Source organism: Paraburkholderia sp. J63, assembly GCF_905220245.1.
Lineage (GTDB): Bacteria > Pseudomonadota > Gammaproteobacteria > Burkholderiales > Burkholderiaceae > Paraburkholderia.
Map to the genome: position 1 here is coordinate 58,618 of NZ_CAJMZF010000023.1, position 14,642 is coordinate 73,259.

At 63.5% G+C, this 14,642-nt stretch carries 15 protein-coding genes and 1 riboswitch; of the genes, 8 read left to right on the forward strand and 7 right to left on the reverse strand.

The annotated features are described in order from the left end of the window. Positions 1-20 precede the first annotated feature (20 nt). The gene (gene ugpB, locus U5775_RS23410; protein WP_415913636.1) at positions 21-1,307 is read right to left on the reverse strand and encodes a sn-glycerol-3-phosphate ABC transporter substrate-binding protein UgpB; all 1,287 of its coding nucleotides are present in this window, start codon (positions 1,305-1,307) and stop codon (positions 21-23) included. Between the two features lie 409 nt (positions 1,308-1,716). Here ugpB and U5775_RS23415 point away from each other — a divergent pair, with 409 nt between their 5' ends. After that, positions 1,717-3,249 (forward strand): PAS domain S-box protein, encoded by a 1,533-nt coding sequence (locus tag U5775_RS23415; protein WP_415913637.1) that lies wholly within the window; start codon positions 1,717-1,719, stop codon positions 3,247-3,249. A gap of 94 nt (positions 3,250-3,343) precedes the next feature. On the opposite strand, the gene U5775_RS23420 is transcribed toward U5775_RS23415, so the two are convergent. Then, positions 3,344-3,532, reverse strand: a complete 189-nt coding sequence (locus tag U5775_RS23420; RefSeq protein WP_322060482.1) for a CsbD family protein — start codon at positions 3,530-3,532, stop codon at positions 3,344-3,346. A gap of 339 nt (positions 3,533-3,871) precedes the next feature. On the opposite strand from U5775_RS23420, the gene U5775_RS23425 reads away from it, so the two are divergent. From U5775_RS23425 to U5775_RS23440, 4 genes are all read left to right on the forward strand, one after another. After that, positions 3,872-4,570 (forward strand): sensor histidine kinase, encoded by a 699-nt coding sequence (locus U5775_RS23425; protein WP_322060483.1) that lies wholly within the window; start codon positions 3,872-3,874, stop codon positions 4,568-4,570. A 66-nt stretch (positions 4,571-4,636) separates the two neighbouring features. Next, positions 4,637-4,990 (forward strand): hypothetical protein, encoded by a 354-nt coding sequence (locus U5775_RS23430; RefSeq protein ID WP_322060484.1) that lies wholly within the window; start codon positions 4,637-4,639, stop codon positions 4,988-4,990. A gap of 146 nt (positions 4,991-5,136) precedes the next feature. Next, complete coding sequence (locus U5775_RS23435) at positions 5,137-5,355, forward strand: hypothetical protein (RefSeq protein ID WP_322060485.1); 219 nt, start codon at positions 5,137-5,139, stop codon at positions 5,353-5,355. Between the two features lie 47 nt (positions 5,356-5,402). Beyond that, positions 5,403-5,786 (forward strand): VOC family protein, encoded by a 384-nt coding sequence (locus U5775_RS23440; RefSeq protein ID WP_322060486.1) that lies wholly within the window; start codon positions 5,403-5,405, stop codon positions 5,784-5,786. 30 nt (positions 5,787-5,816) lie between these two features. On the opposite strand, the gene U5775_RS23445 is transcribed toward U5775_RS23440, so the two are convergent. The 3 genes from U5775_RS23445 to betC form a co-directional block, all read right to left on the reverse strand. Beyond that, on the reverse strand, positions 5,817-7,013 hold the full coding sequence (locus U5775_RS23445) for a porin (protein WP_322060487.1): 1,197 nt from the start codon (positions 7,011-7,013) through the stop codon (positions 5,817-5,819). Between the two features lie 68 nt (positions 7,014-7,081). Continuing rightward, positions 7,082-8,077 carry a choline ABC transporter substrate-binding protein gene (choX, locus tag U5775_RS23450; RefSeq protein ID WP_322060488.1) on the reverse strand — a complete coding sequence of 332 codons (996 nt, stop codon included), beginning with the start codon at positions 8,075-8,077 and terminating at the stop codon, positions 7,082-7,084. A gap of 56 nt (positions 8,078-8,133) precedes the next feature. Further along, on the reverse strand, positions 8,134-9,672 hold the full coding sequence (gene betC / locus U5775_RS23455) for a choline-sulfatase (RefSeq protein WP_322060489.1): 1,539 nt from the start codon (positions 9,670-9,672) through the stop codon (positions 8,134-8,136). Between the two features lie 182 nt (positions 9,673-9,854). Here betC and U5775_RS23460 point away from each other — a divergent pair, with 182 nt between their 5' ends. Next, the gene (locus U5775_RS23460) at positions 9,855-10,799 is read left to right on the forward strand and encodes a choline sulfate utilization transcriptional regulator (protein WP_322060490.1); all 945 of its coding nucleotides are present in this window, start codon (positions 9,855-9,857) and stop codon (positions 10,797-10,799) included. A 98-nt stretch (positions 10,800-10,897) separates the two neighbouring features. Here the strand turns inward: U5775_RS23460 and U5775_RS23465 are convergent, their stop codons facing one another. Further along, a complete protein-coding gene (locus U5775_RS23465) occupies positions 10,898-11,053 on the reverse strand; it encodes a hypothetical protein (RefSeq protein ID WP_322060491.1) in 156 nt (51 codons plus the stop codon). 88 nt (positions 11,054-11,141) lie between these two features. Next, a complete protein-coding gene (locus tag U5775_RS23470; protein ID WP_322060492.1) occupies positions 11,142-11,411 on the reverse strand; it encodes a DUF4148 domain-containing protein in 270 nt (89 codons plus the stop codon). A 595-nt stretch (positions 11,412-12,006) separates the two neighbouring features. On the opposite strand from U5775_RS23470, the gene U5775_RS23475 reads away from it, so the two are divergent. Beyond that, the gene (locus U5775_RS23475; RefSeq protein WP_322060493.1) at positions 12,007-13,179 is read left to right on the forward strand and encodes a porin; all 1,173 of its coding nucleotides are present in this window, start codon (positions 12,007-12,009) and stop codon (positions 13,177-13,179) included. Between the two features lie 51 nt (positions 13,180-13,230). After that, positions 13,231-13,418, forward strand: a riboswitch (yybP-ykoY riboswitch). A 66-nt stretch (positions 13,419-13,484) separates the two neighbouring features. After that, positions 13,485-14,495, forward strand: a complete 1,011-nt coding sequence (locus U5775_RS23480) for a sodium:calcium antiporter (RefSeq protein WP_322060494.1) — start codon at positions 13,485-13,487, stop codon at positions 14,493-14,495. Positions 14,496-14,642: the final 147 nt, after the last annotated feature.

Sequence of the window (14,642 nt, forward strand, 5' to 3'; positions counted from 1 at the left end):
GTTCAATTCCAGCCCGGTTTTCAGCCGCCCTGCTTCTCGAAGCGCCTCAACAGCGCATTGCCGCGCGCGTTGGCCGAATCGAGCGCCTGCTGTGGCGTCTTGCTGCCCGTCCAGACCTGCTCGAGCTCCTCGTCCACTACGGTGCGGATCTGCGGCATGTTGCCCAGACGCAGCCCCTTCGTCCAGGGCAGCGGCGGCTTGTTGAGCATCTGCTTCGTGGCCGTATCGGCGCCCGGATGCGAGTCGTAAAAGCCCTGCTTGCGCGCGAGGTCGTAGGCCGCCGTGGTGACCGGCAGATAGCCCGTGTCCTCGTGCCACTTCGCGGCCACGGCCGGCGTATTCAGATACGCGAGAAACTTCGCGACGCCCTTGTACACCTCGGGGTTCTTGCCCGCCAGCACCCACAGGCTCGCCCCGCCGATGATGGCGTTCTGCGGCGCGCCCTTCACGCTCGGGTCGTAGGGCATCATGCCCGTGCCGTACTTGAACTTCGCATACTGCTGCACGTTCGCGAGCGCGCCCGACGAGCCCATCATGATGCCGCAGTCGCCGCTATAGAACTTCGCGGTGGCCTCGTCCTTGCGGCCCACATAGGTGAACGTGCCGTCCTTCGCCATTTTCTGCAGGAAGGCGATGTGCGCGACCTGCAGCGGCTTGTTGATTTCGAGCACGGCGTCGGTGCCGTCAAAGCCGTTGTTGCGCGTGGCGATGGGCGCGCCGTGCCAGGCGCTGTAGTTCTCGATCTGGATCCAGCCCTGCCAGCCCGTGGTAAAGCCGCAGTTCATGCCCGCCGCCTTGAGCTTGGCCGCGTCGGCGGCCACTTCGGGCCAGGTCTTCGGCGGCGTGTCGGGATCGAGGCCCGCCTTCTTGAAGGCGTCGCGGTTGTAGTAGAGCACCGGCGTGGAGCTGTTGAACGGCATCGAGACGAGATGGCCCGTCTTCGCGTCGCTGTAGTAGCTCGCGACGGTCGGCACGAAGGCCTTTTCGTCGAACGGCACGCCCGCGTTCTTCATCACGTCGTAGACGGGCACGACGGCCTTCTTCGCCTGCATCATCGTCGCGGTGCCTACTTCGTAGACCTGAAGGATCGCGGGCGCGTCGCCGCTGCGGTACGCGGCAATGCCGGCCGCCAGCGTCTGATCGTAAGTGCCCTTGAACACCGGCACGATCTTGTATTCGCTTTGCGAGGCGTTGAACTGCGTGGCGATCTCGTTGACGCGCTCGCCCAGCTCCGACTCCATCGCATGCCAGAACTGAATCTCGACCGGCGCCGCCTGAGCCTCGCGAACGCCGCCGCCAAACAGCATGCCGATGACCAGCGCACACGCAGCAGCCCGCAAACGGTCAGGCGAACCCATGCGCAATTTCTCGTGCTTTCTCATCTGTTTCTCTTCCTTGTTATGGATGTCGATACGGGATGTCGAAACACAAAACGGCCTGCCCGCATGCGGTTATTGTGCGGTGCGGCTGGACAAGACCCCACGCGGACAAGCAGACAAAAGGCAGCGCAAGGGTAGCACAGCGATTTGCACGGCCAGGCGAAGGTGCGCCGTGCCCAGTACAAAGCCACCGGGTGAAATCGTGCAATTCGATCTGTTCGGCGCGGGGCTTTTCATGCAGGATGGACAACGCGGCGTCGCGCAACGCCCCTGGGCGCGCCTGAAACCAGGGTTCGATGATAATGGCGTGGCCGCCTCACATTGCAGAGAGACGCCAATGGATTCCGCTTCCAGCAAGCCGCAGGTCGACAGAAGACAACTACAGCAAATCGTCGCCGGACTCACCGAGGGAATCCTGCTCGCCGATCCCGATGGCTCGATCGTCTGGGCCAACGAAACCGCCCTGTCGATTCACGGCATCGGCGCGGTTGAGGATTTCGGCGGCGACTCCGCCGGTTTTCAGAAGCGCTTCACGCTGAAGTACCGCAACAATCATCCGCTGCTCGCCGCGCAATATCCGCTGGCGCGCGTGCAGGCCGGCGAAGTGTTTCGCGACGTGATAGTCGAGGTCACGAAGCCCGGCGACGATGCCTTCCACGCCATCCACCAGGTACGCGGCCTCGTGCTGACCGATGCAGCCGACGAACCGCAGTCGCTGGTGCTCGTGATTCAGGACGTGACCGAGCGATTCACGGCGGAGGAGCGCTTCGAGCGGGCCTTCGGTGCGAACCCGGCGCCGGCCGTCATCTGCAGGCTGTCCGACCTGCGCTACGTGAAGGCCAATCAGGGCTTCCTCGAAATGACCGGGTACGCGCGCGATGAAGTCATCGGGCGCTCGGCCTATGAGTTCGACGTGCTCGGCGGCTCGGACAAGCGCGAGCAGGCCATCGAATATCTGCACGAAGGCCGCACGATCCCGCAGATGGAAAGCGTGCTGCGCGTGGCCGATGGCGGCAGCAAGTTCGTGATCGTGGCCGGCCAGCCGATCGAAGTCGGCGACGAGGACTGCATGCTCTTCACCTTCATGGATCTCGAGCCGAGGCGAAAAGCGGAGGCGGCGCTGCGGCAAACGGAAGAGCGCTTTTCCAAGGCCTTTCGCCTCGCGCCGGTACCGATGACCGTGAGCTCGCTCGACGACAGGTTATTTCTCGACGTCAACGAAGCGTTTGTCGCCGCAACCGGTTACTGCGCGGAGGAAGTCATTGCGCGCGATCCGTCGTCGCCGCAATTGTGGGCCGACGGTGAGGCTTTCAGCCAGTTCTGGAACACGGTTGAATCCACCAGCGGGGTGCGCAATGTGGAAATGAAGCTGCGGACCAAGAACGGCGACGTGCTCGACTGCCTGGTTTCCGCGGAGATGGTGACCATTCAGGAGCGGCGCTGCGTGCTGTGCGTGCTCCAGGACATCACGGAACGCAAACGCAGCGAAAGCGAACTGATCGCCGCCATCGAGGCAGTGATGCAGGACACGTCGTGGTTCAGCCGCACTGTGATCGAAAAACTCGCGGAAATCCGCCATCCCACGCGTGCGGGCCAGACGGGCGCCGGCCTGGATGATCTCAGCCCGCGCGAGCTCGAAGTCCTCGTGCTGATGTGCCAGGGCGGCGACGATGCGAAGATTGCCGAAACGCTGAATTTGTCGCGTAACACCGTGCGCAATTATGTTGCCGCCATCTACAGCAAGATCGGCGTCAACCGGCGCTCGGCCGCCATTATCTGGGCCCGCGACCGCGGCATCGACCGCGATGGCCGCGCGGCGGCTTCGGTGCGGCCGCGCCGCAGTTCGCGCGGTCCGGCCAGAAAAAGCTAGACGGGAAGCGCTACGCGGGCTCCGCTCCGGCAACGTGGGGATGTGCGAACGCTTTGCGAACACCTCGCCGCGTTCGCACATGCACGGCTAAATATTAGTTGTCCTTGTCAAGCTTTTCGCGTAGCTTGTCTTTAGCTTCGCCAACGTTGCGCTGGACCGTGCCCGTCGCTTTGTCGACTTTGCCTTCCGCTTCGGTCTCGCGGTTGCCCGTTACTTTGCCGGCGGCTTCCTTGATTGAGCCTTTGACCTCTTTCGCCGCGCCCTTGATCCGGTCGTTGTCCATGATCGCTCTCCAGTCGATGAGGGGAAAGCCCCTTGCCGAAACGGCAGGGACAAATTCAATGTAGCGAAGCGACGAGCCTTGCAACAGAGTCAAACATACCGGGCAATCCGGTATTGCTGTCACAAACAGGCGAAATGACGGGGCGCGTGAATATAAGCATAGAGAGTCGTGCCCGCGGTTCAAGCTTCAATGAAGGCCACCTGAGGCCACCTTGAATACCAGTATGGTTGTACCAGGTCTACCGGTACGGCGGCATCTGTTCAGTGCATAGGCCCGGCGATACAGTGACCGCATCCCGTAACAGGCCGCCGACCGGCATTGCGTCATGCCGGTCGCCTCATGCCAGCGATTTCCTTCTTTCCTTTCGCCATGAAACCAGTCTCCGATCCCGGGCCGGATTCCCGGAAAGATTCACAACAGGAGGATGCCCAGCAGGAGATTTCGTCGGTACAGGCGCTGCAAATACGAGAGCTGCATCATCGGATGCGCAACAGCCTTCATCTGATCGCCTGTGCCTTGCAACTCCAGTCGCGTCAGTCGGGCAATGCCGAAACCAAACACGCGCTCGACATTGCGGCGCGCCGCATCAACAGCGTCGCGCGCATTCACGAGCATCTCTACGGCAACGGCCAATGCGACGATCAGCCCGCGAGAGACTACCTGTCGAGCCTGCTGCAGGACTTGCACCACGCCCTGCTCGGTCCGGGCTCGGCCCGCATGCTGCGTCTGGCGCCGGGCGAAGCGTTCTCCCTCGATAGCGAGACGCTCGCTTCGCTCGGCTCCATCGTGGCGGAACTGGTGACCAACGCGGTCAAATACGGTACCGGCAACATCACCGTGACATTGGCCTGGCATACAGGCCGCGTGGAGGTCGTTGTCGAGGACGAGGGACTGGGATTCCCGCCGGGCTTCGATCCCGCGCGCGATGCCGGCTTTGGGCTTCGTCTCGCGCATCATCTGTGTAGCGTGTCGGGCGGCGCGCTGACGGTCGACATGGACGCAGGGCACGGCAGCATCAAGGCCGTGCTGATTCAATAGATTCGCCGGCGCAGATCGCGGGTGGCCCGTGTGGAATAAAATGTCGTTCTGCAACAGGAGCCCGCTATGAGACGACTATTTTTTCCACTGCTGTTCGGCGTCTGGGCGGCCAGCGCCCAGGCGCACGGCTGCAGCCAGGGTGCGCCGGTGAGTATCGAAGGGGATGTGCCCGGTGCGATCAGCTACGACATCTATAGCCATCTCTACCCGCTCACGCCGGTCAAGCTCGCGAGATTTGCGTCGGCCCAGCAGGTGAAGATGATTCCCGACGGCACCACGACATGCACGATCACCGACGATGGCGTCGATGATCCCGACGCCGTTCTGATCAATGGTCCGCGCGGGCAAATGAACTACTGGGTTTCCGGCGGTCACGTCAAGCCGCGAAGCCAGGGCCCGCATGCCGCGCCATCCATGTAATCCACGCGGCGGGCATGCCAATTGCTGCGAGTGACAGGCGAAGGGAACCGATGCGCGTCTACTCATGGCAGACGCCGCATCGGCCCGATCGCAGGCAGGAGATTAGCCGTTCCCACCAGTTCGAGTCTGGGTAGGAGGAGGGAATCATGCGACACGAGTACCACGGCTGGATCATCGACGCGACGCCTGATCATTCGTTTGGAAAATTTTTTGCTCACGTGCGGCTTGTCCGAACCTCATCGGACGATGGCGCGGAGCCGCCCATGCATATCGAGCGCGACATCGCCTGGTTCGACACTCAGGAGCCGGCGGTGCAATGTGCGCATCAGTGGGCCATGGCGTGGATCGACAAGCGCGAAGGCTGATTGAAGACTGATCGACCGGCAGACAGGTTTTTCGTCAGGAAACCCCCATGAAGCGCTTGTGGACGATCATAGGCGTCGCCGATGTGGCTCGCAGCTTTGGCTGGTATCAATCGCTGCTGGGCCAGCCGCCATCGGCCCCGGCTCACGACTACTTCGGCCAGATCCAGGACACGGACGGAACGGTCCTGCTCTGCCTGCACGCGTGGGGCGCCCATGAGCATCCCACGCTGACCAGTGCCGACCGCGCGGAACCTGGGAATGGCCTGCTGCTGTTCTTCCGGGTCGACGATTTCGACGAAGCGCTCTCGCGCGCCCGAACCCTCGTCGATCGGCTCGACGAGGAACCGCATTTGAATCCCGCCACGGGGACGCAGGAGTTCTCGCTCCGCGATCCCGATGGCTACTTCGTCATGGTCAGCGCCAACGCCTGAGCGATCCGCACGGGCCGTGCTCGCGCCAGGTTAGAACCGGTGACGCATGCCAAGCACGCTCAAGAACTGCGTTCGGCCTGTTCCGTAGAACCCTTCGTCGCCCACTGATGCCGTGGCCGGAACAAGAGCGCCTGCGTCGCTCAGCGTATTGCCGTTCGCCCGCTGGAAAGCCGCGGCGAGATAGAGATCGGTTCGCTTCGACAGAAAATAGTCCGCTCCCAGCGAGAGCTGATTGTAGTTCGCCGCTGCCCCGCCCCCCGTTGCCCTTGTAAAGCTGTATCCGGCCGCAAGATCGAGTTGAACGGCGGTCGCATAGTGGACGAATGCCGAGCCGCTGTTGAAGGTCAGCGTCGCGTCGGAGGCGAACTGATGAAAGCGGGAGTTGCTATAGGCGGCGCCGACGATCAGCGACCCGAATGCATAGTTTCCACCGACGCGGGCAATCTCATTGGAGCGGATGTTCGCGAATTGCACGATGGGATTGTCATAGGCGAGACCGTCGGCACTCGTCGTGCTCGTCACGCTGGCGATGCCATTGTTCAGGACAACCTGGTTGTCCACCCGGTTGACCATATAGCCCGCGGCGAGCGAAAGACCGCCGCCCGCGTACGAAAGGGCCGCGGCATAGACGCTGCCCGCCGAGACGGACCCCGCAACGCCGCCAAGCGACGCCATCCCTTCGAACGTGAATCCCCCGATGTTGGGACTCGCATACTTGATCGAATTACTGATGTGCAGTAACGCGTCATAGTTATCGACGTTGCCGGCCGTGGAAAACGGCGCACCGAAATCGATATCGGCCGTCAACGGTTCCAGCAGGTCCGTGATGGGATCGTACTGCCGCCCGAGCGTCAAGGTTCCGTACTGGTTCGACGCGAGCCCGACCCACGACTCCAGACTAAAGAGGGTGTCTTTTTCGGCGAGCGCGCCCGTGGAGGGCACGACAACGTTGCGCAGATTGAAGATCGCGGACAGCCCCGCCCCCAGGTCCTCCTTGCCTTTGAGGCCGAATCCGCTCGACTGGATATTGCTGTTGACGAAGCCGATTCGATGCGCGGCGCTCGTGCCTCCCGCGTTGGTGACATAGCCGAGCGACGTGTCGAGCACGCCGTAGAGCGTGACGCTGCTTTGCGCGTAACTGCTTGCCGACAGGCCCGACAACGCGATCAGCACGAGGGAAAGGAGCGCGCTGTGCGCCTTTCCACGCATGGGTAGTTGATAAGGCATCCTCAATTTGGTCTCCAGACTGGTCGAAAAATGGTTCTTTTATCTACGCACGCCCCTGACGCCCTGCGCTAATGGCCAGCAATCGCCGCATTGACGGCCTGCAATCCATTCGCGCCCCCTACCGTCGTCACACCGTCGAGCCACGGTCCCAGCAGATCGCCGTGCGCCTTCAGTGCATTGAGCGACGCCGTTTTGACATCCACCTTGTCTCGCAGCACGCTCGTCATGATCTGGTTTTCGAGGTCGACGTTGAAGGTCATTTGACGGAACAGCCGGCCCAGATTCGTGCACTGCTGCGCAAAGCCGGTACGCGTGACGGTATTGACCGTGGCGCCGCCATAGTTGGGACCGAAATACGCGTCGCCGCCCGACAGATAAGCGATGTGGAATCGCGTATTCATTTCGTGCGGCTCCCACGCGAGAAAGACGATCCACTTTTTGTCGCGTACCGCGCGCTCCACCTGGGTCAGCATCCCGGTCTCGCTCGATTCGACGAGCTTCCAGTCGCCGAGCCCGAATGCCTTCTGGTCGAGCATCTTCTTGATGTTCTGGTTCGCGGGCGCGCCGGGCTCGATGCCATAGATCGTGTCGTCGAATTTGCCCGCGTTCTTTGCGAGGTCCGCGAACGAGTGCACGCCCGCGGCGGCGACATAGTCGGGAACCGCGAGCGTGAACTTTGCGTTCGTCAGGTTCGCGTGCAATACGTCGATCGCGTGGCTATCGACGAAGGGCTTCACGAGCGGCGCCTGCGCCGGCATCCAGTTGCCGAGGAAGACGTCGATCTGCCCTTTCTTCAAGCCTTCGTACGTGATGGGCACGGACAGGTTCGACACGGTCTGGCTGTAGCCGAGCGCCTTCAGCACGATGCCGGTGATGGTATTGGTGGCGTCGATGTCGGCCCAGCCAGGACTGGCCATCCGCACATGCTCGCAGCTTTGCGGCTCCGCGGCCTGCGCCGCCAGCACGGGGGCCAGCGCCGTCGCGCATAGCGCAACCGCCAGCGCGCGTCGCAGCCAACCGGTCTCGCGGATTTGGCGGGTTTCTTTCGCCTCGTTTCGTTTCATGTCTCTCTCCTCTAGCCGGCTTGCGCCCGGGTCTCGCTGATCGTGGTGGGCAACGCTCACTCGTGCACGACACGCGGAAAGCGCGCCATCGCTTCCAGGGTGTCCAGCTCGATGTGATTGCGCATGTAGCGATTGCTCGCGTCGACGAACGGTTGCCAGTCCCACGACTGGATACGCCCCTGGGTCGTCGCGGCATAGTGAAAACGTCGGCGGCGCTGGCTGGCCAGCACTTCGCGATGCAAGGCATCGAGATCCCAGCGCGCCGCGATTTCCGCGCGAAACGCCGCGACTGTCTGCGCGTATTGCGCGTTCTCGGCCAGGTTGACGAGCTCCAGCGGATCGGCGCTCAAGTCGAATAGCTGGTCGGGATCGGCGCTCGTGTGGATGAACTTGTACGCGCCGCGCCGGACCATCACGATCGGCGCAATCGCGCCCTCCGCGAAGTATTCGCCGAACACCTCGTCGTGGCCGCCATCGCCCAGCAGATGGGGCACGAGGCTGCGGCCATCCACGGGATCGGGCCACGTGGCCTCGCGCGCTCCGCCGCCCAGTTCGACGAGCGTCGGCAGCAGATCGATCGTGGATACCGAGCCGGCGACGCGGCGCGGCGCGAAGCGCTTCGGCGCGTGCACGATGAGCGGCACGCGAGCCGCGTTCTCGAAGAACGTCATCTTGTACCAGAGACCGCGCTCGCCGAGCATGTCGCCGTGATCGGAGGTCACGATCACGATCGTGTCGTCGGCAAGTCCGCTCGCTTCGAGTGCATCGAGCATCGTGCCGAACTGCGCGTCGACATAGGACAGCGCGCCATAGTACGCCCGCCGTGCGTTGCGGACCTGCTGTTCGGTCGGTGGCGTGCGATCGTTCTCGCAGACGTGCCGCAACCGCTTCGAATGCGGATCGCGGGCCTCGTGGTCCGGCATCGTGCGTGGCAGGTCGATTTCCTCGTCGCGGTACAGGTCCCAGTATTGCGCCGGGATCGCGTAGGGATCGTGCGGATGCGTCAGCGACGCGACCACGCAGAACGGCCGCGTATCGCTGCCCGCCTGCCGCTCGCGCGCGATGTCGTAGAGCTTCTGCCGCACGGTGAACGTGACCTCGTCGTCGAAATCGAGCTGATTGGTGCGCACGCACGGGCCGGCGTCGAGCACCGAGCTCATGTTGTGATACCAGCTCGGGCGCGCCTCGGGACGATCCCAGTCCGGCACCCAGCCGAAATCGGCGGGGTAAATGTCGGTGGTCAGCCGCTCCTCGAAACCGTGCAACTGGTCGGGGCCGCAGAAATGCATCTTGCCCGACAACACCGTCCGGTAGCCGGCCGCGCGCAGATAATGCGCGAACGTCAGGGTTTGCGCGGGCAATTCTGCCGCGTTATCGTAGGCGCCGATCTTCGACGGCAGCTTGCCGGCCATGAAGGCGAATCGCGACGGCCCGCACAACGGGCTCGCGCAATACGCGGAGTCGAATACCACGCCGTCGCGCGCCAAGGCATCGATGCGCGGCGTCCTGGACACCGTGTTGCCATGAATGCGCAGTGCCGAAGGCGTCAGCTGGTCCGCCATCAGGATGAGAATATTGCTGGGCTTAGAGCTCATGATCGAGGACAGTTAGAATCGAGGGGCAATAGCGAATGGAGCATCCACGCGGCACGGGCTGCCGCGGTGCAACGAGATTCAGCGGCGCCCTTCCCGAAGGAACGTGCGGCGTGACCACAATATGTCGCCCCATTAAACGCGCGTGAAGACGCCCTCAACTTATGGCCCCATAAGGGACGCTTATGTCAGACCAGGATCGTTTGCCGCCGATGCAGGCGCTCACGGTATTCGAGGCGGCTGCGAGACTTGCGAGCTTTACCGCCGCGGCTCGCGAGCTCGGCGCGACGCAGCCCGCCGTGAGCCAGCGCATCGTGCAGCTCGAGGCGGACCTGGGCGCGCCGCTGTTCGAGCGCGGCCACCGCGGCGTGACACTGACGCCCGACGGCCAGCGTCTCTATGAGGCCGTGCGCCAGAGCCTCGCGACCCTGCGCGACGCAACCGCCGAAATTCGCGCGCGCCGTGCTTCAGGAGGACTAACGATTCTTACCGACGCGGGCTTCGCGACCTTCTGGCTGATGCCGCGTCTCGCGGGACTGAAACGGCTGATGCCGGACGTCAACGTGAAGGTCGTCACCTCGCAGCAGACCTTCGATCCGCGCCGCGATCATGCGGACGTCGCGATCGCGTTCGGCGACGACGACTGGACGCCTTGCACGTCCACGCGGCTGTTCCCCGAGGAAGTCACGCCGGTCTGCTCGCCCGCGTTTTACGCCCAGCATCGCCATGTGAAGACGCCCGCCGACCTCGCGACGCTACCGCTTCTGCACGTGCAGCCGACGGAGCCGGTGCGCTGGCTCTCGTGGGCCGGGTGGTTCGCGGCACATCATTTGCAGGCGCCGGCGGACGAACAGGGGATGACGTTCAACAGCTATGCGCTCGTGATTCACGCCGCGCTGATGGGCCAGGGCGTTGCGCTCGGCTGGACCCCGTTGACCGATTCGCTGGTCGCAAGCGGCCAGCTCGTGCGCCTGATCGATACGCCGGTCGTGACCGCGCGCGGCTACTTTCTCGTGCGGCCGCCCGTCCGCCCCGAGGCGCCCGCCGTGCCGCTGTTCCGGCGCTGGCTGTTCGACGAATGCCATACGGCTGCGCAACCGGCTTCAAGTGCCGCCGATAATCGCTATTGATCTGCGCTGACGCGGCGAGCTTCCGCTCCCGCCATGTGCTACGGCACACCCACTCGCTTGCCCGGCGCACGTGCACGCCGGGCAGCATCGACATCGCGTTACGAGCCGAAGAACGGCACGCAGTAGTCCGGCGGACCCACGCAATCGCCGGGGCCGTTAGGCTGGGGATGCAGACTTGCGCAGCCCGACATGGCGGCTGCCGCCGCGACGCACAGCGCCGCGCGCACGACATAAATGACAATGCGTGATTTCATGGAATCGAAACTCGGATGACGGGCCGCGAGGCGTATTTCCCGTCAAGGCGCGCGGCCCGGTGCGCCCAGACGGCTGTGCCCGGTCGCGTCAGTGGTGGGCGTAGACCGTGCTGTTGAGCAGTTTCAGTTGACCGTCCTGCTCGGCTTCAACGAGCTCGTGACGCACCTGGGCACGCGTGATGTGAGCCGTGCCGTCGCTGTTCCATGCGGGGTCGGCGGGCGCTGCCGCCGCCTGCGCCGCGGCGCCGGGCGCCATGCCGGGCGTCGCACTGTCTGGTGCGGCACTCCCTTGTGCATGCGCGAACGCCGACAGCGACAACATGAGCGCGGCACACGCGCAGTTCAAGCTCTTCTTCACTTCAGACTCCTGTCCGGCCACGTGGCCTTCACCGTTGACTGTTCCGGCGCGCCTGCACGCCGGTTCCCGATGCATCGCGCTACGGCAATGCAATTCATGCGGCAAGGATAGAGGCGCGAACCCTCGCGAATATCCGCAGGGAAATGAAGAAATGTTTAAGATCCGGCACAGGGCTGGCACGTCGCCTGTAGCCATCGGGATGAACACGAATTCGATCAATTGTCCTGATCGAATCGCGCGACGAATCGCACCTCGAATACCCGCGCTAAAGCCCGCGCGCGTGACGGGCCACACACCGTAATCTGCGCGCTGCACCTCCATCGGTGTGCTTATGCACACATGGCGACGCCGCGAATAGCCGCAAAAAAACAACACCTTCGCGCGCCACGCCCTTGCAGCGCCGTCCAGACGGGACGCACACGCAACTGCGTTTTCTGAAACTCAGTCTTTCCGTTTTTCAAATTCGCCCGCACCGCGCGTTACGCATAATCGCCCCTGAATTTGCCCGGCGCACTACCAGGCGCAGTTGCCGCGCTGCGATTCGTTTTCATGAAGTACACGCTCTCTCACGCCATTTTTTAATGAATATTCGCCAATGAAAAAAACCGCTCTGGCTCTCGCCGCCACGCTGGCCTCCATCGCCTCCGCCGCTCATGCGCAAAGCAGCGTGACGCTCTATGGCGCGCTCGACACCTCGGTCGCCTTCTTCGGCAACCAGGCGGGCAAGCATGGTTCGGGCAACACGTTCGAAATGATGTCCGGCAACGTCTCGCCGAACCTCTGGGGCCTGAAGGGCACCGAGGATCTCGGCAACGGCCTCTCCGCCATCTTCAAGCTCGAAAGCGGCTTCAACATCGACAACGGCAAGCAAGGCCAGGGCGACCGCATGTTCGGCCGTACCGCGATGGTGGGCCTGAACTCGAGCACGGCCGGCAGCGTCACCTTGGGCCGCCAGTACGATCCACTGATCGACCTGCTCCAGCCGATGACCGACGACGTGAACTTCGGCTCCGCGTTCGCCACGCCGGGCGACATGGACAACTACGACAACAGCTACCGCACCAACAACTCGGTCAAGTACACGAGCCCGAACTGGGCGGGCCTGCAGGTGAGCGCGATGTACGCGTTCGGCGGCCAGGCGGGCAGCATGGGCGCGGGGCAAACGTGGGCCGTCGCCGCTGCGTACAACCACGGTCCGTTCGGCTTCGGCGCGGGCTATTTCAAGGCCAACAGCAACAGCGGCACGGCGGCTTCGTTCGACGGCCTGAACCCGAACACCGACGTCAACGTCGATTCGCCGGCGATCACGGGAGGCTTCGTTTCGGCCAACTCGCTGCAGATCATCCGCGCGGTGGGCGACTACAACTATGGCCCGATGACCTTCGGTCTCTCGTACAGCAATGTCGATTACGCGAACTACCAGAGCGCGTACGGCTCGAACAGCGACACGAAGTTCAACACGGGCCAGGCCTTCATCAACTACCAGGTGACGCCGGTCGCGCTGATCGGCTTCGGCTACAACTACACGAAGGGTCACGGCAACGGGGTGGACGCGAGCTATAGCCAGTTCAGCCTCGGCGGCGACTACTTCCTCTCGAAGCGCACCGACATCTACGTGCTCGCGGGCTACCAGAAGGCATCGGGCCACACGATCGACGCCGATACGGGCGCGCTCGTCGACGCCAACGCCTCGTTCGCCGACTTCGGTAACGACGCGACCACCAACAAGCAGGCCATGGCGATGATCGGCGTGCGCCACCACTTCTGATCGAATCGAAGCGCTCCGCTTTGCCCCCGCGCGGTCACATTCGTCGGCTATAATGCGCGGGTCTTAGGGGAGTAGTCTGCGTCGCGCGCAATGCGTGACGCGCCGGCGTCAACATGATTGGCACGCAGTGCCATGGCGCCGGCAGCCGTTGTTCGGCCTGACGAGACCTATGACGTTATCCCTCACACCCGGGCTGGGCGGGGGGATCGCGTCATTGGTCCGTTCGTCCAGCCCGAGGAATGCGCCTACCCCATGTCCCGCTTTTTTCGCCTGCACAGCCACGCTCACGCGATGGAGCGTGCGTCATGATCTGGACGTTCGCCCTGCTCATCGCCTCCGCCGGCATCATCTATCTTTCGTGCGAGACCTTCGTCAACGCCGTGGAATGGCTCGGCCAGAAACTCAAGGTCACGCAGACGGCCACCGGCACGATCCTCGCCGCCTTCGGCACCGCGCTGCCCGAGAGCGTGGTCACGCTCGTGGCCGTCGCGTTCGGCGCGGATGCCGCGCACAAGGAAATCGGCATCGGCGCGGCCATTGGCGGCCCGCTCGCGCTCAGCACCGTCGCCTATGCGGTGGTGGGCGTCGCGTTGCTGGCGACAGCCGCGCGAGCGGGCCGCGCGCGCGCCGGCATCGTGGACGCCGACACACGCCGCCTGCGCCGCGACCAGCTCTGGTTCCTTGCGATCTTCGTCGTGAAGATCGGGCTCGGGCTCGTGGTGTTCAGCTTCAAGCCGCTACTCGGCCTGGCGTTTCTCGCGGCCTACGCGGTCTATTGCTGGAAGGAGCTCAGCGACGACGGAAGCGATGATCAAGTTGAAGACGTGGGGCTGGAGCCGCTCAAGCTGCGTCCGCGCGATGCGAACCCATCGCTGTTCTGGATCCTGCTGCAGACCCTCGGCGCGCTCGCCGTGATCTTCTTCGCCTCGCATCTCTTCGTGCAGCAGATTGGCGCGGTGGGGCCGTGGCTTGGCCTGAGCCCGCAATTGACGGCGCTGCTCTTCAGCCCGATCGCCACCGAGCTGCCCGAGATCATGAACGCGATCATCTGGGTACGCCAGGGCAAGGAGCGGCTTGCGCTCGCGAACATCAGCGGCGCGATGATGATCCAGGCGACCATTCCCACCGCGTTCGGCCTGTTCTTCACGCCGTGGCACCTGGGCACGCCGTCTATCCTCGCCGCGTTCACGACCATGCTCGCGATCCTGTTCCTGCAATGGGCGTTCCGCGCCCCGCAAGTGAAGAGCCGCCAGCTCACGCACGTGGGCTGGCTCTATGCGGCGTTTGCGGTTGTGCTCTGCGTGATTCCGAAGTGATGCGTGGGGACGCGTCAGCATCATCTTGAAGTTGATTGCCTGCATCGCGGCCCGACATGCTCGGGCCGCGTGCTTGAAATTTGCCCGTTTTCAGACTGATCCTATCGATTCCGCCACGAACGCCGCGAGAGCATTGCTTGCGAAATG

Bases quoted from the DNA above. Each gene is read 5' to 3' on its own strand.
- U5775_RS23420 (WP_322060482.1), bottom strand. From the start codon at position 3,532: ATGGACAACGACCGGATCAAGGGCGCGGCGAAAGAGGTCAAAGGCTCA.
- U5775_RS23440 (WP_322060486.1), top strand. From the start codon at position 5,403: ATGAAGCGCTTGTGGACGATCATAGGCGTCGCCGATGTGGCTCGCAGC.
- U5775_RS23415 (WP_415913637.1), top strand. From the start codon at position 1,717: ATGGATTCCGCTTCCAGCAAGCCGCAGGTCGACAGAAGACAACTACAG.
- ugpB (WP_415913636.1), bottom strand. From the start codon at position 1,307: ATGCTGTTTGGCGGCGGCGTTCGCGAGGCTCAGGCGGCGCCGGTCGAG.
- U5775_RS23460 (WP_322060490.1), top strand. From the start codon at position 9,855: ATGTCAGACCAGGATCGTTTGCCGCCGATGCAGGCGCTCACGGTATTC.
- betC (WP_322060489.1), bottom strand. From the start codon at position 9,672: ATGAGCTCTAAGCCCAGCAATATTCTCATCCTGATGGCGGACCAGCTG.
- U5775_RS23475 (WP_322060493.1), top strand. From the start codon at position 12,007: ATGAAAAAAACCGCTCTGGCTCTCGCCGCCACGCTGGCCTCCATCGCC.
- U5775_RS23435 (WP_322060485.1), top strand. From the start codon at position 5,137: ATGCGACACGAGTACCACGGCTGGATCATCGACGCGACGCCTGATCAT.
- U5775_RS23480 (WP_322060494.1), top strand. From the start codon at position 13,485: ATGATCTGGACGTTCGCCCTGCTCATCGCCTCCGCCGGCATCATCTAT.
- U5775_RS23445 (WP_322060487.1), bottom strand. From the start codon at position 7,013: ATGCCTTATCAACTACCCATGCGTGGAAAGGCGCACAGCGCGCTCCTT.
- choX (WP_322060488.1), bottom strand. From the start codon at position 8,077: ATGAAACGAAACGAGGCGAAAGAAACCCGCCAAATCCGCGAGACCGGT.
- U5775_RS23465 (WP_322060491.1), bottom strand. From the start codon at position 11,053: ATGAAATCACGCATTGTCATTTATGTCGTGCGCGCGGCGCTGTGCGTC.
- U5775_RS23430 (WP_322060484.1), top strand. From the start codon at position 4,637: ATGAGACGACTATTTTTTCCACTGCTGTTCGGCGTCTGGGCGGCCAGC.
- U5775_RS23425 (WP_322060483.1), top strand. From the start codon at position 3,872: ATGCCAGCGATTTCCTTCTTTCCTTTCGCCATGAAACCAGTCTCCGAT.